We start from the raw sequence: 17,228 nt of genomic DNA on the forward strand, positions 1-17,228 counted from the left end.
CGGGTTGCGCGTAAAGGGAAGGCATTGAGAGGTTGGGGCAGTATCTTTTTTGACCAAATGGACAAAATTGGCATTTTGTTGCGAATAATTCGCAAGAGCATTGACTTACTTGCGAACGGTTCGCATATTCATTCTCAACTGAACTCGAAATCGGGATTCGACATGATTCGTCGCAGCTTTCTTGCAGCCTTGGCCTTTGCCGCTGCATTGCCATTGACAGCCTGGGCCGAGGCGCCGCTGAAGGTGGTTGCCACCACCGGCATGATCGCCGATGCCGCGCGTCAGGTGGGTGGAGATCAGGTCGAGGTGAAGGGACTGATGGGTCCCGGCGTCGATCCGCACGCCTATCGCCAGACCCGCAGCGATATCGTTGCCATGACCCGCGCGGACCTGATCCTGTGGCATGGTCTGTATCTTGAAGCGCAGATGGAAGACTTCTTCCACGATCTGGGCCGCAAGCGGGCGGTGGTGGCCGTGGCCGAAGGGATCGACACGTCGAAACTGCGCGCCCATGACGATTATGCCGACAAATACGACCCGCACGTGTGGATGAGCCCGGCCCTGTGGCGCGATGTGGTGGTCGAAGTGCAAGAGGCGCTGACCGAAGCGCGCCCTGACGCCGCCGACATCTTTGCTGCCAACGCGCAGGCGCATCTGGCTGAGATCGAACAGCTGGAGGGTTATGCCGCTCAGGCCCTTGCATCTGTTCCCGAAAACAACCGCGTGCTGGTCACCGCGCATGACGCCTTTGGCTATTTCGGCGCGGCATACGGCTATGAGGTCATGGGCATTCAAGGGATCTCGACCCAGTCCGAGGCTGGCCTGAACCGGATTGGAGAGCTGGTGGATACGCTGGTCGATCAGCAGTTGACGGCGGTGTTTGTTGAAAGCTCGGTTTCGGACCGGTCGATGCGCGCGTTGATCGAAGGTGCTGCGGCCAAAGGTCATGATGTGGGTGTCGGCGGTGAGCTGTATTCCGACGCAATGGGCGAACCGGGCACCTATGAGGGCACTTATATCGGCATGCTGGATCACAACATCACCGTCATTGCTGGCGCGCTGGGCGCAGATGTGCCCGATAGCGGCATGAACGGCAAACTGTCGGCGGGGTTTTAATTGATGCTGGAACTGGCCACAAATCAGGGTGTTACGGTTGCGGAGAGCGGCCTGGGCAACAGCCCTCTGGCGATCCGCGGCCTGACGGTTTCTTATGGTCAGAAGCCCGCTGTGTTTTCGGTGGACATGACCGTGCAACCGGGTGCGATGACCGCGATTATCGGCCCGAACGGGGCAGGGAAATCGACCCTTCTCAAGGCCGCATTGGGGATTGTGTCGCCGCTGTCCGGGCAGGTCACCGTCTACGGCAAGCCGCTGGAGCAGCAACGCGCCCGCATCGCGTATGTACCGCAACGCGCCAGTGTGGATTGGGATTTCCCGACCCGCGTGATCGACGTGGTGCTGATGGGCCTGTCGCGAGAACTGGGCCTGCTGGGCCGTATTCGCGCCCGGCACATGGCGCGGGCGATGGAGTGCCTGAACCGCGTTGGCATGCACGATTTTGCAGACCGTCAGATCGGTCAGCTTTCGGGTGGTCAGCAGCAACGGGTGTTTCTGGCCCGCGCATTGGCGCAAGAGGCTGAACTCTATCTGCTGGACGAACCGTTTGCCGGGGTCGATGCGGCCACGGAAAAAGCCATCATTGCGGTGCTGAAGTCGCTGAAAGAGGCGGGCAAGACCGTCATCGTCGTGCATCACGATCTGGCCACCGTCACCGATTATTTCGACCACGTCTTCCTGATCAACACCCGCAAAGTGGCCGAGGGCCCAGTGGCCGAAGCGTTCACCGCCGAGACCCTGCAATCGGCGTATGGGGGCCGTCTGGCCACCGCCCAGATCGACCAGATCTCGCGCGCGCTGGGGTAATCCATGCTTTGGGATGCTCTGACCCTGCAGCTTGGCTATAACGCCACGCTGGTTGCCATCGGTGCGACCTTGCTGGGTGTATCGGCCGGCGTCACCGGTACCTTCCTGTTTCTGCGCAAACGCGCGCTGGTCAGCGACGCGATCAGCCATGCGACCCTGCCGGGTGTGTGTCTGGCCTTCATGGTGCTGGTTGCCTTTGGCGGCGACGGGCGCAACCTGATCGGCCTGCTGGCCGGGTCGGCGATCTCGGCCTGGATCGGCCTACTGTGCATGAACTGGCTGACGCGCCGCACGCGTTTGGCCGAAGACGCAGCCATCGGGGCGGTGCTTTCGGTGTTTTTCGGTTTTGGTGTCGTGCTGCTGACCGTCATTCAGACCATGGGCGTCGGGCGGCAGGCCGGGTTGGAGGGGTTCCTGCTGGGCTCGACCGCTGGGATGCTCTGGGCCGACGCATTGATCATCGCGATCGGCGGGGCGGGGACCTTGCTGTTGGTCATGATCATCCGCCGCCCGATGACCATGGTTGCCTTTGACCCGGAATATGCCGCGGCACGCGGTCTGCCGGTGCATCGTATTGATCTGGCGATGATGGGTCTGGTGATGGCGGTCACCGTGGTCGGCCTCAAGATCGTCGGGCTGATCCTGATCGTGGCGCTGCTGATCATTCCGGCCGTCACGGCACGGTTCTGGACCGAACGGTCGGATCGCGTGGTGCTGCTGGCCGGTCTGGCGGGTGGTCTGGCCGGGTATCTGGGCGCAGCGCTGTCGGCCTCGGCCCCGAACCTGCCGACGGGTCCGATCATCGTGCTGGTCAGCTTTGGTTTCTTCGCCCTGTCCCTGCTGTTGGCCCCGGTCCGGGGTGTTCTGGCGGCGGTGCTTAAACATCTGCGGTTCCAGCGCCGGGTTCATATCCGGCAGGGTCTGCTGGCACTGGCACAGGACCAGAAAATCTATGAACCGCTGACCCTGCGCCTGCTGAAACGCGCCGGGCTGGCCCGCGCGGATGGCGTCGCGACCGAGGCCGGCAAGGCCCGCGCCGCCAAGGCCCTGCGCGACGAAAAACGCTGGGAAGTGGTCCGCGCCGATCAGGCGCATGAGGCGACGGCGGCGCTCTATGACGGGTTGCGTGATATCGAAACGGTCCTGACCCAAGACCAGATTGCCGAGATCGACCGCCAGATCGGCGGCCCGCAGGGGGTGCCCTCATGAGCGGTGAAGAGTTTGTCCCCCTGTCGCTGACACCCTTGTTGATCGGCACTTTCGCGGCGATTGCCTGCGCGCTGCCGGGCAATTTTTTGGTGCTGCGCAAACAGGCCCTGATCGGGGACGCGATCAGCCATGTGGTGCTGCCGGGTATCGTGGTGGCCTTTCTGCTGACCGGAGCGATCTCGACTTGGCCGATGATGCTGGGCGCGGCGGGGGCTTCGATTGTGGCCGTGGTGATGATCGAGGCGATCCGGCGGCTGGGCCAGATCGAACCGGGCGCGGCGATGGGGGTGGTGTTCACCACCATGTTCGCGGGCGGCGTGCTGTTGCTGGAACAGACCGATACCTCAACTGTGCATCTGGATGTGGAACATGCGCTTTATGGCAATCTGGAAAGCCTGATCTGGCTGGATGCGGTGGGCTGGTCATCCTTGCTGGACCTGACGGCCCTGGCCGGGTTGCCACCGGAACTGCCGCGTATCGCGCTGACGCTGGCGGGGGTGATCCTGTTCATCTGGCTGTTCTGGCGGCCGCTGAAAATCTCTACCTTTGACGAAGGCTTTGCCCGCACCATCGGCATTCGCACCGGTGCGTTGGGCATGGCGCTGGTGATCATGGCGGCGATTTCAGCCGTGGCGGCCTTTGACGCCGTGGGGTCGATCATCGTGATCGCCATGTTCATCTGCCCGCCTGCCGCCGCGCGCATGATGACCAACCGACTGGAAACCCAGATCGCATGGAGCGTTTCCTTCGCCACGGTCTCGGCGGTTTCGGGCTATGTTCTGGCGGGATATGGGCCTCTGTGGCTGGGCGGAGCGGACGCGGTCAGCGCGGCGGGCATGATTGCCACCATGTCGGGCCTGATCCTGGCCGCCACCGTGTTGTGGGGGCCGTGCCGAACCCGCGCCGGAGCGCCCCAGGCCTCTTGACACGGCGTGTTCCCGCCACCGCTGTCTGCGACCGGTCGGCTGAAACTTGCTCAGAACTAAGGCGCTGACAGAGTTAATGACTTGCATTCCGGTAATCGTGCTACGAACACGCCAGAATTTTTCTGAATGACCACCACTCACCACGGATCGTTCGGACAATCGCGACCCGGTTTGCCGTGTTTTGAAAACGGTACGACGCGATTGTTCGAACGCCCCCTCCCTTAAAATTGATAAGTCCAAACCGGTGGCAGAATCGCGGGCGTTTGTGCTAGGTCTGGTGGTATGGCGCAGACACACCCCAATATCAGCGAAAACGCACCCGTTATCCGGCAGCTTGATGATGCGGCGATCAACCGAATTGCTGCGGGCGAGGTGGTGGAACGTCCGGCCTCGGCGGTCAAGGAGCTGGTGGAAAACGCAATTGATGCCGGTGCGACCCGGATTGCCATTGATATCGCCGATGGCGGCAAGACGTTGATTCGTGTCACGGACGATGGTTGCGGGATTTCGGCGCAGGACCTGCCGCTGGCCCTGTCGCGCCATGCTACGTCCAAGATTGACGGCTCGGATCTGCTGAACATCCACACATTCGGGTTTCGCGGCGAGGCGTTGCCGTCGCTGGGTGCGGTGGGTCGGTTGACCATCACCAGCCGGGTGCCGGGTGCGGATGCGGCGCAGATTCATGTGGCTGGCGGCAAGATGGCGGCGGTGAAACCCGCCGCCCTGCGCGCGGGCACGGTGGTGGAACTGCGCGACCTGTTCTTTGCTACGCCCGCCCGGTTGAAATTCATGCGCACCGACCGGGCCGAGGCGCAGGCGATTGGTGACACGGTCAAGCGTCTGGCGATGGCCGAGCCTGCCATCACCTTCTCTCTGCGCGATGTTTCAGGCGGGGGTGAGGGTCGTGTGACTTTCCGCGCCGACCGCGAAAACGGTGATCTGTTTGACGCCTTGCACGCCCGTCTGGCTCGCGTGATCGGGCGCGAATTTGCTGAGAACGCGCTGCAGATCGACGCCACGCGCGAAGGTATCCGGCTGTACGGTTACACCGCGCTGCCGACCTATTCCCGCGGCGCGGCGGTGGCGCAGTATCTGTTCGTCAATGGCCGACCGGTGCGTGACAAGATGCTGACCGGTGCCTTGCGGGCGGCTTATTTCGATTTTCTTAGCCGCGACCGCCACCCGGCCGCGGCGCTGTTCATCGACTGTGATCCGACGCTGGTCGATGTGAATGTGCACCCCGCCAAATCCGAGGTGCGGTTCCGCGATCCCGGCGTCGCGCGCGGGCTGATCGTCTCGGCCCTGCGGCACGCGCTGGCCGAGGCAGGGCACCGGGCCTCGACCACCGTGGCCAATGCAACATTGGGTGCGATGCGGCCGGAACCGGCGCAGCCTGCACCGGCGCGGGTATATCAGATGGACCGCCCCTCACAGGCGGCAAGGCAAGCGGCGCTTAGCGCGCAGGCACCGGGTTTTGCCGAACTGTCACGCGATTACAGCGGCAGCGTTGTCGACCCCGCGCCGGTGGCTCCGGCTGCGGTTGAAGAGCCTGCGCCGCAGGACTTGCCGCTGGGCGCGGCGCGTGGGCAGGTGCACGAGAATTACATCATCGCCCAGACCGCCGACGGGATGGTGATCGTTGACCAGCACGCGGCGCATGAACGGCTGGTCTATGAAAAACTGAAAACCCAGATGGCTGAAAATGGCGTCGCCGCGCAGGCGCTGCTGATCCCCGAAATCGTCGAGCTTTCCGAAGGCGATTGCGCGCGCCTGATGGCCGTGGCCGATGACCTGTCGCGTTTAGGTCTGACGTTGGAACCGTTCGGCGGCGGCGCCATCGCCGTGCGCGAAACCCCGGCGATTCTGGGTGAGGTCGATGCCCGTGCGATGATCCTGGATATCCTCGACGAACTGGCCGATCAGGGCGAAAGCCAGACCGTGCAGGCGCGGATCGAGGCGATCCTGAGCCGGGTGGCCTGTCACGGTTCGGTCCGGTCGGGCCGCCGGATGCGGGCCGAGGAAATGAACGCCCTGCTGCGCGAGATGGAGGCGACGCCCCATTCCGGCCAGTGCAACCACGGGCGGCCGACATATGTGGAACTGAAGCTGAGCGATATCGAGCGTTTGTTCGGCCGCAGTTGATCCGGCAGCGTTGCCGGGTTATGAAGAATAAAACAAGAACATCCGAGGCGACATGATCGAGATTGCTGGCACCCAAGTTGCATTGAATGACCCCGTGGTCCTGATTGCGGGCAGCGTTGTCGCCCTGATCCTGTTGTTGTTGTTCCTGTCGCTCAGGGCTGCGCAGCAATCGGCCCGGATGGCGGAACCTCTGGCGCGGCAGATTGCGCATCTGGGCCAGCATGTGCAGCAATTGGGGCAGGGGCAGGAACAGTTGCGCGGCGGCTTGCAGCATGTCTCGGACACGCAGGCCAATGCGCAGGTGCAGGTGATCCAGACGGTGGAATCGCGCCTGTCCTCGGTGCAGCAGCAGATGAATGACCGGCTGGCGGACAACGCAATGAAATCGGCCCGCGCACTGGCCGAGATGCAGGAACGGATGAAGGAATCGCTGCATGGCTCGTCGAAACAGACCGCGACCTCGCTGACGCAGCTACAGGAACGGTTGGCCGCCATCGACAAGGCGCAGGACAATATCACCAAACTGTCGGGCGACGTGCTGTCGTTGCAGGATATTCTGTCGAACAAACAGACCCGCGGCGCGTTTGGTGAGATTCAGCTGAACGATATCGTCTCCAAGGCGCTGCCCTCGGACAGTTTTCAGCTGCAGGCGACGCTGTCGAACGGGCGCCGGGCGGATTGCCTGATCCACCTGCCGAACCCGCCGGGGCCGATTGTCATCGACAGCAAATTCCCGTTGGAGGCTTATGAGGCGCTGATCGGTTCGACCAATGATGCCGAGTTGAAAGCGGCGGTGCAGATGTTCCGCAGCACGGTGCGCAAACATATCAATGACATCGCCGAGAAATACATTCTGGACGGTGAAACCGCCGATGGCGCGCTGATGTTCCTGCCGTCCGAGGCGGTCTATGCCGAGCTGCACGCCAAGTTCCCGGAACTAGTGCAGGAGAGCTTTTCGAAACGTGTTTGGATCGTTTCGCCGACCACCTGCATGGCGACGCTGAACACCATGCGGGCGATCCTGAAAGACGCGCGGATGCGGGAACAGGCCGGTGCGATCCGCAAGGAACTGGGGATGCTGCACAAGGATGTGGAGCGTCTGGGGGATCGCGTTTCAAACCTTGACCGTCATTTCGGGCAGGCGGCCAAGGATATCTCCGAGATCAAGATCAGCGCCGAAAAGGCGGGGCGCCGGGCGCAGCGGCTGGACAATTTCGATTTCGAGGAACTGGCCCCGGACGATCACACCAATGTGGTCCCGCTTGGCCAGTCCGAAGGCTAACGGGGACCCTCAGATACGCAGGAAAGGCTGGAATAGGCGCGGCATCAGTTTGCTGAACTTCAGCGGCGCGTCGGTGACCGCCAGACAGATGCAGTCCCCTGAGATATCGGCGGTCGGCGTGTGGTGCAGGTCTTCATCCGCAATCTCGACGTCGCCGCGGGCGAAATGATCCACCTCGTCCGAGAAGGCACCCTGCAGGACCATCGTCAGTTCGATGCCGTTATGGCTGTGGTCCGGCACCGCAGCACCGGCGGGGATGAACAGCAGCCGCGCGGTGGCCTCGCGTGTGGTCGGCAGGATTGCCTGTTTCACACCCATGCCGATCGAGCGCCATTTGATGTCGCTCACACCTCCGCCGACGTAATCCTGCAATGGTGCGGGTAAAACCGAACATCCCGGACGTTCGGGTTTGGCAATCGGTGCGCCCTGGGCAATCAGCGCCATGGTCGCGGCCAAAGCGCCATCGCTCATGCTGGCCGAGGCGTCCTGATCCTGCAACACACAGCCGCCGACGGCATCGAAGCTTTCAGCCCGGGCGCGGCAGTGGTCACACAAGGACAGATGCGTGGCGACCATCAGGTCGAACGCCTCGGGCAGAGATCCTGCGGCATAAGCCATCAGCAGGTCATCTGTCAGGTGATGTTTGATCTTGTTGCTCATCTTCATCATCTCAGTTCATCGCGTGGCGCAAGCGGTCCAGCGCCAGCCGTATTCGTGATTTGATCGTGCCCAGCGGCAATCCGGTTGCAGAGGCGATCTCACGGTGGCTCAGATCGCCGAAATAGGCCTTTTCGATCAGTTCTCGTTGTGCTTCGGGCAACGCCGTCATGGCGTCACGCAGCTGTGCGGTTTCCTGTTGCAGCGCGATCACGTCGTCCTGCTCCGGTTCCGCCTCGGGGCCCCATCCCAGATCCTCGGGTTCGGGCCGGCGTTGCTTGCGCAGGACGTCGATGCGCTTGTTCCTTGCGATCGTGAACACCCAGGTGGCGACGGTCGCGCGGGCGGGATCGAATAGATGCGCCTTGTGCCACAGGGTTGCCATCGCCTCTTGGGCGCATTCCTCGGCCAGCGCCGCATCTGACCCCGACTTGATCAGGAATGCCTTGATCCGTGGCGCGAAATGCTGGAACAGCTCGGCAAAAGCCGCCTGATCCTGCGCGTCCCGAATGCGTCTGACGTGGCTTACCCACTCAGTTCTGGTGTCGCAACTGCCATCCGCCTTGTTCACCGGCTTGCCCCTGATGCGTTTCTGCGTGCGCCAAGGCCTGCGTGCTGGCCCCTCGGCCGCCGGTTCATCCAAGGTCACGGTATCGATCTCGGTAAACATAACCACATTACGCGGGGCAGCCCAAGGCGGATCACTTTGTTTGCGGTTTTTGATCCGTATCGGGCTAGCTTGCGTATTATCCGGTACGAAGAGATTGGGAAAAGAATGCCGTTTGAACGGTTTACAGGCACAGCAGGGGATGCAGCGTGAACAGGATCGATCATATCGCAGGCCACACCTTTCACGGGCGGAAGGGGGACGTTCAGAACGCATTTCGCTATTCCGTCGACTACATCCTGCTGGATCCCGAAGGCCAGCCGGACACCCCGCTGCTGTTTTCCCTGAACCGGGCCAATGTCACCAACTGGCGGGATCGCGACCATGGCGGAGAACCGGGGACGGGGCGCGGTGCGGTCTGGCTGCGCAAGCAGTTCGACCAGATGGGGGTTATCCAACCGGCCCGCATCACCCTGCTGACCCAGCCGCGCGTGTTCGGCCATGTGTTCAACCCGGTCAGTTTCTGGTTCTGTTTTAACGCGGAAGATAAGCTTTATGCGGTGGTGGCCGAGGTCACCAACACCTATGGCACGCGCCACAGCTACCTGTGCCACAATGCCGATTTTGCGCCGATCCAGCCCTCGGACCGGATCGAGGCGGACAAGCTGATGCACGTCTCGCCGTTTCAGAAGATCGAAGGCGCGTATACATTCCGTTTCGACTATCGCCCGGGTCGCGTTGGGGTCTGGATCGACTACGGGCGTGACGGCGGCGGGCTGATTGCGACGCTGACCGGGCCGCGTGCACCGCTGAGTGATGGTAAAATCCTGTGGTCGCTGCTGCGCCGCCCGTTTGGCGCTCGTCGCGCATTTGTCCTGATCCTGTGGCAGGCGCTGAAACTGTGGGCCAAAAAGGCCCGGTTCCGCCCGTTTCGCAGCGCTCCCGTTCCCGATCATCCGGTTTCCCGCATACGCGAGCCTTAAAGCGTCTTTGTTTGCGTAAGATCAAAGACTCGGGCACTTCAGAATGTTTGTGCTAGGATGGAAACCGCGAACACGAGGAGTTGGTCATGTTGGAAATCTCGGCAAGAAAAATCGCTCAGGTCGCCATGATGGGGCGCGAGCTGGAGCGCGCCGAGGGCGAATTGCGCGCCTTCATCGACCGTATGGGCGAAGACGAGCAGGCAGAACTGGTCGCCGTCATGTGGATCGGGCGTGAGAGCTTTTTCGCCGAGGATCTGGCCGAGGCGATTGCAACCGCCAAGTCCGAGGCCTCGACCCCTTGCGCCGATTACCTGATCGGCACGCCGCACCTGTCGGATCACCTTGAGAACGGCCTGGATGCGCTGGGAATTTCGGCCGAGGACGTGGAAAACGATCTGATGTAGACACAATGCCCGCAAAGTCTGCGGGCATTGTTTTCAAGGCCGTTTACAAACCCGCACAGGTTTGATTCAGTCCAACCCGATATACTTTTGGTTGATTGAATGAACACTGATACTCCTGTTGAACCCCAAAAACGCAAGCTGACCTTTGTCCGTGTGGCCATCGTTCTGGTCGTGCTGTGCATCGTGGCGCTGCCGATTTTGCACAAGAAACATGACGCGCTGGTTGATATCTGCAGCTCGGATAAGGGCGACCTGCAGACGACCCTCGATGCCTGTGACCTGTTGTTGGACTGGACCGTTTCAGACCCGGCTGAGCGATCTTTGGCGTATCGCAACAAGATGCGGCTTTACATGGGGGTGAAGGATTGGGAGGCCGCAAAGCGTGAGGCCGATCTGGCGGTTGCAGCGGACCCGGATAGCTACATTCCTTGGGAATGGAAAGCTAGGGTTCTGGAAGCGATGGGCGATACAGATGGGATGGTGGATGCGCGCCTGACGGCCTTCGACCTGCAACCAGACGACCCTGACGCGCTGCGCGGCAAATACCAACTGCTGGTTGGCCTCTACAGACATGCCGCAGTCGATGAGTTCGTGAGCGGGAGGTTGCGTGAAGACAAGAGTCTGGGCTGGCTATTCGGCGGAGTGCACTCAGAGATGCGTCGGTTGGTGGAGAGCCCAAGCCTTTACCCACTGACGCAAATTGCGTTTCTGGAAAAAACACTTGAGGTTAGGGATCAATTCGCTTCTGACCCAGAGGATTGGCATGTCAAAATCGTGTTCATTGCTCTTTGTCAGGTGGCCGGAGCGAAGTGCCCTCCTTTGTATCCCGATCGGCGCGAAGGTTACCCGAAGATCAACTGTGATGAAACGATGGCAAAGTTCGATGCCAAATACCCAAGGTTCATTGAAGAGGTCGTGCAGAAAGGCGGACCGAACGACATACATAGCTTTGTTGCTGACGAACCCGAGTGGACAACGGTGTTGATACAAGCTCGCTACATTGCAGCGGTCGGAGGTTTTTTGGCTAAGCCCTCACATGAGATGGCAGGACATCTTCTATCGCATGACCAAATGTTCCATTGCGTGTCAGGAGGCGAGTTTCTTTTACCCGAGCGCCACACGATCAGAGGATTCGAACCAACTTATCCCAGGGAAGACGCTAAAAAATACCTTCCTAGGGAGTTTCGCCGAAATCTTGTCGATCTGGCGTATGTGTATCGAAACGCACCCGGCAACACGCCCTGACCCAACACATTAACCAGTCTTAATCTATCCCTCTGGCTGCGTTAACGCGGGCTTCTTTTATCTGTTTCAGCAATGACGAAAGCAATTCAGACTGAAAGGAGAAAGTCATGGGATATGCACAAACTGTTACTCCGCAGAAGGGGCTCTTCTTCGGTATGTTCTCGAATTACGCCGAAGCACGGGTCGAACATTTCCGCCGCGGGATTTACGCCAAAACCGTCCGGTCACTGGAAAACCTGACCGACCGACAGTTGGAAGACATCGGCGTTCCACGCTGTGACATCAACCGGCGCGCCTATGAAAGCGTCTATCACAAACAGCCCTATCACCGCCACGTGCAGTGAACCGGGCGTTATGTCTTGCACCAAACATGGAGGAAAGGATGCTGGATTCAAAACCCAACCACGAACCATCGGCAAGGGCCAGTTCCGTGTTGCTGTTCGACCGCGCCATGCGGCTGCAGGCGATCAGATCGGATATCGTGCGCGCCGCGCAGGATCTGAACCGGCTGTCCGATCAGGATCTGGCCGAGCTGGGCATCAACCGCAGCGACATCGACGACGTGATCGCGCGCTATATCTGACGGATCACAGATTGAGGCAAAGCCATTCCGACGTTTCGGGATGGCTTTTTTTTGTTGGCCGGTTTTCGAAGAGGCGGATGGTCAATCGCAAGAAGCCGTGCCAGAAAAAACGCGTTAAAGTTGATTGACGCGTTTCAGGGGCAGGCTATTGAACGGGCGAATTGTGAGACTGGCAGCGGCGTGCCTGATTTTGGCCGCCGCATTTGTTCTGTATCAGCAGAAACAGCGAAATGATCTGGCCGCAGAAATGCTTGCAGGGGGATGTCACAGCCCCGAGGCAGAGCCGGAGAAGACTGTTCAGGGCTGCAGCAGGCTTCTGGACGCCGCAAGATACAAGCCCGAGGAACGGGCGGTCCTCTATATCTATCGCGGGCGGGCGCATGTGAAACAGGAGGACCTGCAGAGGGCTTTGCAGGACTTCGAGGATGCGGCTGCTTTCAACGCGGATGAACACCAAGCCTGGCAGTGGGTCAGTTATGTTCTGGGCGAATTGGGCGAGGATGAGGCTGCATTTGATGCAATCGAAAAAGCCCATCGTCTGGGCCCCGCGAATACCTACACGATGCAACAGCGCTTTCACCTGTTGAAAGTGCTGGAGCGGTACGCAGAGGCCGATGCATATTATACTCGGTTGATGGAGAAATACCCAGCTGCGGAAGATGAACGCTTGCTTTGGATGCCACGCGAACTTGGGCAGATGCGGCTTGAATTGAAGCAGTATGGGCCAGCTGCTGAGGTATTCAGAGAAGTCTATCGGTTGGATTTGACACACAAGAAAACGGCCGCGGGTTTTTTTGAAGCGTGTATGTTTGCAGGGCCTGACTGCCCGCCCCTATTCCCCGAACGCCGCGCCGACTATCCTGTTTTAAGCTGCGATGAGGCATTGAAAAAATGGGCGGAGTATAACCCGGAACGACTCGAAAAAGCGTTGCGGGACACAGGCGCTGGAACCCTCACAGAATTGGTTCAGCGGGACGATTGGAAATCCAAACAGGTGTTTCAGTGGGCCTTTCTGGGAGGAGTCGACTGGCCGATCAAAACTTTGGAACATGCGCCCAAGTTTTTGATCCATCATCGTGTGTTTGAATGCGTGAATGACGGCAAAGTTTCTTATTACGAGGGGTTTGAACAAGAAAATGAAGCGGGGTGGAAATACACAAATGAGTATTTCTTCAGCCCGCAACTGCGCAACAACCTCATTGATCTGGCGCAGACCGCTTTGAATTAAAGGCACCGCCCCGGTCTTGATCAGGGCGGGCTAGCCAGTCAGCTCAAATGATCCACCACTTGCAGATGCTGGGCCAGTGTGTCGATCTCAGCCATCCAGCCCTGTACCAGTTTCGGGTCGCTGGGGGCGGCGTGAACGCCGGCGGGGATGGCACGGTTCAGAACCGCCTCGACGGCCAGCGACACCGGCACAGACACCAGACGCGCCATGGCGGTGCCGCGTGCGTCGCCCCAGGCGTCCATCACATAAGTCTTGTTCCAGACCGGGACGCCGTCATTTTCCGCCTTCAGGCCCACGCACAGAACCACGCGGTCCGGCTCGCCCTCGTCATAGGCGTTCTCGGCCCAGAACTGATCCGACATCTCTTTCAGGCGGGCGTCGCCTTCGGGGCCGGACAGCGTCTCGATCTCGGTGAACACGTCCGACCATGCGTCGGCCCAGCCGTTCAGCCGCAGGGTGCCGCGGACGAACTCCTTGACCGGCCAGTGCTTTTCGAACTGGTATTCGGCCATGAAGGGGATCGAGTCGCGGTTCGGGTAGACCTCGAAGCTTTCCGGCGTCGGCAACGGCGCAATATAGCTGGTGATCGCGTCCCACGGACGGGCGACGTCCAGCGGAGCGTAATCGCGGATCGATTTCGATGGCGACCGCAAAGCCTTGAGCACACCCAAGGGCGACCAGCTGAATTTATAGCGGAACGGGTTGGGGTTCTTGGGAATGCCGCCGCAATACGAGATGAAGCTCAGGTGGTTTTGCGGATCGAACGCGTCCGCGGCACGGTAGTCTGCGACCAGAGCGTGCGCCATCAGGTGGTCGATGCCCGGGTCCAGCCCGACCTCGTTGACCAGCGCCACACCGGCCTCACGCGCCTTGTCGTCCAGCGCACGCATCTCGGGTGCGATGTAGGAGGACGAGACGAAATTGGCCTGTTTCGAGATCGCCAGTTCCGCCAGCGGCACGTGCCAGTCACCCGGCAGCATCGAGACGATCACGTCGCCTTTTTCCAGCACCGCGCCCAAGGCGTCGATGTCAAAGGCGCGGATGTCGTCGGTCAGGTCGCCGACTTCGGCGCGGGCCTTGTCGATGGTCCGGTTCCAGACGGTGACTGTATGCCCGCCCTTAATCAGGCGGCGCAGGCCGGGGATGGCGGACAGGCCGGTGCCACACCAGTGAATCGTCATCGCTCAGATCCCTTCGATATGTGTTTTAAAGGTTGCTTCCGCCCGCCCCCAGACGCCGCTGTCCAGATCGGTCAGGGTCAGCAGCGAGGGCAGCAGTTGCGCCGCGTAGTCCTGCGAGCTTTCAACCGGCAGCATCGAGGGCAGGTTGTCGATCGCCATCACGTCCATGACCGGATCGGTGGCCACGCGCAGGGCGGGGGCCTCCCAAGTGGTGGCGCGGTCATAGACGGGGACCGGGTTGTAATTGCTGTCGGGGTCGCAGGCGACATCGCCGATGACGGTCAGGGTGCGCGCGGCGGTCAGAGCCTCACGCGGGACAAAGACCGGCGTACCGGGGCGCGCGAAGATGCAGTTCAGAAACAGGTCGTGGTCGAGGATTTCTGGGAATGGCCCACCGCTGGCGGTCTCGACCATGTCCCATTTGGTGACACTGACGCCCATCGCTTCGCACAGATCGGCGGCGCCGGTGCCGACGCGACCCAAAGCGCCGATGACGATGGCGCGGGGGCGCTCGGCTCCGGTTTCATCCAGTTCAGTCAGCAACTCGGCATTCAGCGCATCCTTGCTTGGATAGACACCAACCGGTGGGCATTCCTGACCGCGTTGCTGCGCCGCCCATGTTTTCAGCGTCACGGCAGCGCCCGCATAGCCAGCCCAATAGCCGAACGCGGCAACGCGGCGGTCATTTTCGTCCACCAGATACTCCAGATCGTAAAGCGTGCCGCCGCCGGCCTTGAACCGCTGCAACAGCGCTCGGCCCGAATGCTGGCCCTTGTAGGCGTGGCCGAACATGATGTGGCGGTGGGGCAGGGGCGTGCCGTCCTCGGGCAGTTCCTTGAGGCCGAAAATGATCGCATCCAGCGGGGCCTCGGGCCACGAATTCTCGGATGCGATCTCACATCCGGCATCTTTGTAGCCGTCTATCGGGATCGCGCGGACCGAGCTTTCCTCGACCGTGACGCGCAGACCTGCCGCGATCAGCGCGGCGGCACCTTCGGGGGTCAGCCCGACCCGTTCCTCGTTCTGGCGCTGTTCCGCCCGGACCCAGAGATGTGTCATGCGATTTCCTTTTGTCAGAGCATTCCGGCGGCGCGCACCGCCTGAACCGAAACCCGCGCCTCCATCGCTTCGCGGAAGGCGATGATCTTGGGGAAGGCCGAGACATCAACGCCGTCGCCTTCCAGCCAGCTACAAACCACGTACAGGTAAGCATCGGCCAGCGAGAACGCCTCACCCAGCACAAACGGCCCGCGCAGCCCGTTCGAGGTGATATAGGCGCAGGACGCGGTCATCGTCTTTGCGACCTTGTCTTTCATGTCCTTCCAACTGGATTTCTTGTCGGCCCAGCGGTGCCCGCGCAGCTTGTGCGCATGGTTCACATGCATGGTCGAGGCAAGATAGAACATCACCTCGCGCATCCGCGCCGCCATGACCGGATCGGCGGGTACCAGCCCGGCCTCGGGGGCCCTGGCCGCGACATATTCCAACAGCGCCCCAGTTTCGGTCAGAATACCGCCATCCACCACCAGCGCCGGAACGCGGCCCTTGGGGTTGATCTGCTTATACGCAGGCTTGGTCTGCTCGCCCCCGGCGAAATCCAGCCTGATGGCCTCATAGTCCAACCCGGCTTCTTCCAGCGCGACGGCAACAGCGACCGAGATCGTACAGGGAGCATAGTAAAGCTGCATCAGGGGTCTCCGAAGGATTACAGATGGGTCTGGGCGTATTGCCGGTCCGGCGCTTCCAGGTGCGGAATAGCGTTGAACAGGACCGGGCTCAGCTGCGGACCGATCGGGTGCAGACGATGCATCGACGTGTTCATGATGGCAAGGGCCACGCGCGCCATCGACGGGATGTCCAGCCCCATCGCCTGCCGCACCACCATCGAGATCAATCCGCCCGAGGTGACCACAATCGCGGGTCCGCCCTCGGTGCCGATATCGCGCAACGCGCCGGAAACGCGGGCCTCGAATTCTTCGAAGGTCTCGGGCGTGTTTTTGATGTCGCCATTGGCCCAGGCGGCAAATGTACGGGGCAGATGTTCCACAAAGCCTTCGCGGTCGGTCGGGACCACCACGCCGTGCTGCTCTTCGAACAGCTTGGCGATGGTAAAGTATTCGATCTCGTTCAGGCGGGGGTCGCGGATCGGTTCCGCCAGCCCCATGCTGGCGGCGGTTTCCACATGGCGGGTCAGCGTTCCGCAATAGACGCGCGTATAGGTGGTTCGCGTGAATTGCAGATGTGCCCCCAGCCAGCGCGCCTGCTGGTGACCCAGCTCGCTCAGCTTGTCATAGCTCGCTTCATCACGCGCATCGGTGTTGGCCTGGCCGTGGCGAACCAGTGTAATATGTGACATGGCGGTCCCTCTCGGGCCGAGTCTTAGGATAGGTTGCAGGCAGGGGCCAGAGGTGTTCCATGGGCGTTCGGCAAAAATCTCAGCGGTTTAGGGGGAGGGACCAGTTGGCCTGCCTGAATTCGCGAAGTTTGATGTTGCGTAAAGGGAAAAAGTTTCCTATCAGAAACACGAGTGCGGCATACGGGCGTATACTCTTTACCCGGCCCTCACGGGGTCAGCCCTGACACAGATCAAAGTTTCCAGCCTGTTGACTTGCGACAAAGGCGTGGGAAGCTGGGCGGCAATCATCTTTGGCGCAGGTCGGGCAAGTGCGGTATTCAGGAATTATGACCTAAGAAAGGTTGGACCCATGACGGATATTAAGCGCACGCCACTCCACGCGTTGCATGTTGAGTTGGGCGGCAAGATGGTTGATTTTGCGGGTTGGGAGATGCCTGTTCAGTATCCTTTGGGGATCATGGGCGAGCATAAGCAGTGCCGAGAGAAGGCGGCGGTGTTTGAT

The 17,228-nt window shown here is 60.8% G+C and carries 18 protein-coding genes and 1 pseudogene; 13 read left to right on the forward strand and 6 right to left on the reverse strand.

Features of this window, described 5'->3' with window-relative positions:
• Positions 1–162: 162 nt before the first annotated feature.
• The 6 genes from ACOQFT_RS11200 (at position 163) to ACOQFT_RS11225 (ending at position 7,482) form a co-directional block, all read left to right on the forward strand.
• Positions 163–1,116: a metal ABC transporter solute-binding protein, Zn/Mn family gene (locus ACOQFT_RS11200; RefSeq protein WP_421598005.1), complete on the forward strand. Its 954-nt coding sequence runs from the start codon at positions 163–165 to the stop codon at positions 1,114–1,116.
• 3 nt (positions 1,117–1,119) lie between these two features.
• Positions 1,120–1,923 carry a metal ABC transporter ATP-binding protein gene (locus ACOQFT_RS11205; protein WP_421598006.1) on the forward strand — a complete coding sequence of 268 codons (804 nt, stop codon included), beginning with the start codon at positions 1,120–1,122 and terminating at the stop codon, positions 1,921–1,923.
• A 3-nt stretch (positions 1,924–1,926) separates the two neighbouring features.
• A complete protein-coding gene (locus ACOQFT_RS11210; RefSeq protein ID WP_421598007.1) occupies positions 1,927–3,132 on the forward strand; it encodes a metal ABC transporter permease in 1,206 nt (401 codons plus the stop codon).
• Positions 3,129–4,058, forward strand: a complete 930-nt coding sequence (locus ACOQFT_RS11215) for a metal ABC transporter permease (RefSeq protein ID WP_421598008.1) — start codon at positions 3,129–3,131, stop codon at positions 4,056–4,058. Before ACOQFT_RS11210 ends, ACOQFT_RS11215 begins: the two co-directional genes overlap by 4 nt.
• A 282-nt stretch (positions 4,059–4,340) precedes the next feature.
• Complete coding sequence (gene mutL, locus ACOQFT_RS11220; RefSeq protein WP_421598009.1) at positions 4,341–6,200, forward strand: DNA mismatch repair endonuclease MutL; 1,860 nt, start codon at positions 4,341–4,343, stop codon at positions 6,198–6,200.
• Positions 6,201–6,252: 52 nt separating this feature from the next.
• On the forward strand, positions 6,253–7,482 hold the full coding sequence (locus tag ACOQFT_RS11225; RefSeq protein WP_421598010.1) for a DNA recombination protein RmuC: 1,230 nt from the start codon (positions 6,253–6,255) through the stop codon (positions 7,480–7,482).
• Between the two features lie 9 nt (positions 7,483–7,491).
• Here ACOQFT_RS11225 and ACOQFT_RS11230 read toward each other — a convergent pair whose 3' ends face one another.
• Both ACOQFT_RS11230 and ACOQFT_RS11235 read right to left on the reverse strand, forming a co-directional pair.
• Positions 7,492–8,142 (reverse strand): ChrR family anti-sigma-E factor, encoded by a 651-nt coding sequence (locus ACOQFT_RS11230; RefSeq protein WP_421598011.1) that lies wholly within the window; start codon positions 8,140–8,142, stop codon positions 7,492–7,494.
• 10 nt (positions 8,143–8,152) lie between these two features.
• Positions 8,153–8,809, reverse strand: coding sequence for a sigma-70 family RNA polymerase sigma factor (locus tag ACOQFT_RS11235; RefSeq protein WP_421598012.1), 657 nt, complete (start codon positions 8,807–8,809; stop codon positions 8,153–8,155).
• 146 nt (positions 8,810–8,955) lie between these two features.
• Between ACOQFT_RS11235 and ACOQFT_RS11240 the strand changes: the two genes are divergently transcribed.
• From ACOQFT_RS11240 to ACOQFT_RS11265, 6 genes are all read left to right on the forward strand, one after another.
• Positions 8,956–9,729, forward strand: a complete 774-nt coding sequence (locus ACOQFT_RS11240; protein WP_421598013.1) for a DUF1365 domain-containing protein — start codon at positions 8,956–8,958, stop codon at positions 9,727–9,729.
• A gap of 86 nt (positions 9,730–9,815) precedes the next feature.
• Positions 9,816–10,133 (forward strand): DUF3775 domain-containing protein, encoded by a 318-nt coding sequence (locus ACOQFT_RS11245; RefSeq protein WP_170443913.1) that lies wholly within the window; start codon positions 9,816–9,818, stop codon positions 10,131–10,133.
• Between the two features lie 99 nt (positions 10,134–10,232).
• Positions 10,233–11,378, forward strand: coding sequence for a tetratricopeptide repeat protein (locus tag ACOQFT_RS11250; protein WP_421598014.1), 1,146 nt, complete (start codon positions 10,233–10,235; stop codon positions 11,376–11,378).
• 107 nt (positions 11,379–11,485) lie between these two features.
• A complete protein-coding gene (locus tag ACOQFT_RS11255) occupies positions 11,486–11,722 on the forward strand; it encodes a DUF1127 domain-containing protein (RefSeq protein ID WP_421598015.1) in 237 nt (78 codons plus the stop codon).
• A 38-nt stretch (positions 11,723–11,760) separates the two neighbouring features.
• A complete protein-coding gene (locus ACOQFT_RS11260) occupies positions 11,761–11,961 on the forward strand; it encodes a hypothetical protein (RefSeq protein ID WP_421598016.1) in 201 nt (66 codons plus the stop codon).
• 148 nt (positions 11,962–12,109) lie between these two features.
• Positions 12,110–13,189: a tetratricopeptide repeat protein gene (locus ACOQFT_RS11265; RefSeq protein ID WP_421598017.1), complete on the forward strand. Its 1,080-nt coding sequence runs from the start codon at positions 12,110–12,112 to the stop codon at positions 13,187–13,189.
• 38 nt (positions 13,190–13,227) lie between these two features.
• Here ACOQFT_RS11265 and ACOQFT_RS11270 read toward each other — a convergent pair whose 3' ends face one another.
• Genes ACOQFT_RS11270 through ACOQFT_RS11285 form a run of 4 tightly spaced genes read right to left on the reverse strand, consistent with a single transcriptional unit; the run spans position 13,228 to position 16,726 of the window.
• Complete coding sequence (locus ACOQFT_RS11270; protein ID WP_421598018.1) at positions 13,228–14,370, reverse strand: saccharopine dehydrogenase family protein; 1,143 nt, start codon at positions 14,368–14,370, stop codon at positions 13,228–13,230.
• Positions 14,371–14,373: 3 nt separating this feature from the next.
• On the reverse strand, positions 14,374–15,429 hold the full coding sequence (locus tag ACOQFT_RS11275; protein WP_421598019.1) for a saccharopine dehydrogenase: 1,056 nt from the start codon (positions 15,427–15,429) through the stop codon (positions 14,374–14,376).
• Between the two features lie 14 nt (positions 15,430–15,443).
• Complete coding sequence (locus ACOQFT_RS11280; RefSeq protein ID WP_421598020.1) at positions 15,444–16,058, reverse strand: glutathione S-transferase family protein; 615 nt, start codon at positions 16,056–16,058, stop codon at positions 15,444–15,446.
• Between the two features lie 17 nt (positions 16,059–16,075).
• Entirely contained in the window at positions 16,076–16,726 is a 651-nt protein-coding gene (locus tag ACOQFT_RS11285) for a histidine phosphatase family protein (protein WP_421598021.1), read from the reverse strand.
• A 349-nt stretch (positions 16,727–17,075) separates the two neighbouring features.
• Here ACOQFT_RS11285 and gcvT point away from each other — a divergent pair.
• A pseudogene (gcvT, locus tag ACOQFT_RS11290) lies at positions 17,076–17,228 on the forward strand (glycine cleavage system aminomethyltransferase GcvT); the annotation flags it as partial.

Source organism: Ruegeria sp. MALMAid1280 (assembly GCF_049195285.1).
Taxonomy (GTDB): Bacteria; Pseudomonadota; Alphaproteobacteria; order Rhodobacterales; family Rhodobacteraceae; genus Ruegeria.

Excerpts from the sequence above, each read along its gene's own strand:
- mutL (WP_421598009.1), top strand. The coding sequence starts at position 4,341 with ATGGCGCAGACACACCCCAATATCAGCGAAAACGCACCCGTTATCCGG.
- ACOQFT_RS11200 (WP_421598005.1), top strand. The coding sequence starts at position 163 with ATGATTCGTCGCAGCTTTCTTGCAGCCTTGGCCTTTGCCGCTGCATTG.
- ACOQFT_RS11245 (WP_170443913.1), top strand. The coding sequence starts at position 9,816 with ATGTTGGAAATCTCGGCAAGAAAAATCGCTCAGGTCGCCATGATGGGG.
- ACOQFT_RS11285 (WP_421598021.1), bottom strand. The coding sequence starts at position 16,726 with ATGTCACATATTACACTGGTTCGCCACGGCCAGGCCAACACCGATGCG.
- ACOQFT_RS11255 (WP_421598015.1), top strand. The coding sequence starts at position 11,486 with ATGGGATATGCACAAACTGTTACTCCGCAGAAGGGGCTCTTCTTCGGT.
- ACOQFT_RS11210 (WP_421598007.1), top strand. The coding sequence starts at position 1,927 with ATGCTTTGGGATGCTCTGACCCTGCAGCTTGGCTATAACGCCACGCTG.
- ACOQFT_RS11215 (WP_421598008.1), top strand. The coding sequence starts at position 3,129 with ATGAGCGGTGAAGAGTTTGTCCCCCTGTCGCTGACACCCTTGTTGATC.
- ACOQFT_RS11235 (WP_421598012.1), bottom strand. The coding sequence starts at position 8,809 with ATGTTTACCGAGATCGATACCGTGACCTTGGATGAACCGGCGGCCGAG.
- ACOQFT_RS11225 (WP_421598010.1), top strand. The coding sequence starts at position 6,253 with ATGATCGAGATTGCTGGCACCCAAGTTGCATTGAATGACCCCGTGGTC.
- ACOQFT_RS11280 (WP_421598020.1), bottom strand. The coding sequence starts at position 16,058 with ATGCAGCTTTACTATGCTCCCTGTACGATCTCGGTCGCTGTTGCCGTC.
- ACOQFT_RS11275 (WP_421598019.1), bottom strand. The coding sequence starts at position 15,429 with ATGACACATCTCTGGGTCCGGGCGGAACAGCGCCAGAACGAGGAACGG.
- ACOQFT_RS11205 (WP_421598006.1), top strand. The coding sequence starts at position 1,120 with ATGCTGGAACTGGCCACAAATCAGGGTGTTACGGTTGCGGAGAGCGGC.
- ACOQFT_RS11250 (WP_421598014.1), top strand. The coding sequence starts at position 10,233 with ATGAACACTGATACTCCTGTTGAACCCCAAAAACGCAAGCTGACCTTT.
- ACOQFT_RS11270 (WP_421598018.1), bottom strand. The coding sequence starts at position 14,370 with ATGACGATTCACTGGTGTGGCACCGGCCTGTCCGCCATCCCCGGCCTG.
- ACOQFT_RS11230 (WP_421598011.1), bottom strand. The coding sequence starts at position 8,142 with ATGAGCAACAAGATCAAACATCACCTGACAGATGACCTGCTGATGGCT.
- ACOQFT_RS11260 (WP_421598016.1), top strand. The coding sequence starts at position 11,761 with ATGCTGGATTCAAAACCCAACCACGAACCATCGGCAAGGGCCAGTTCC.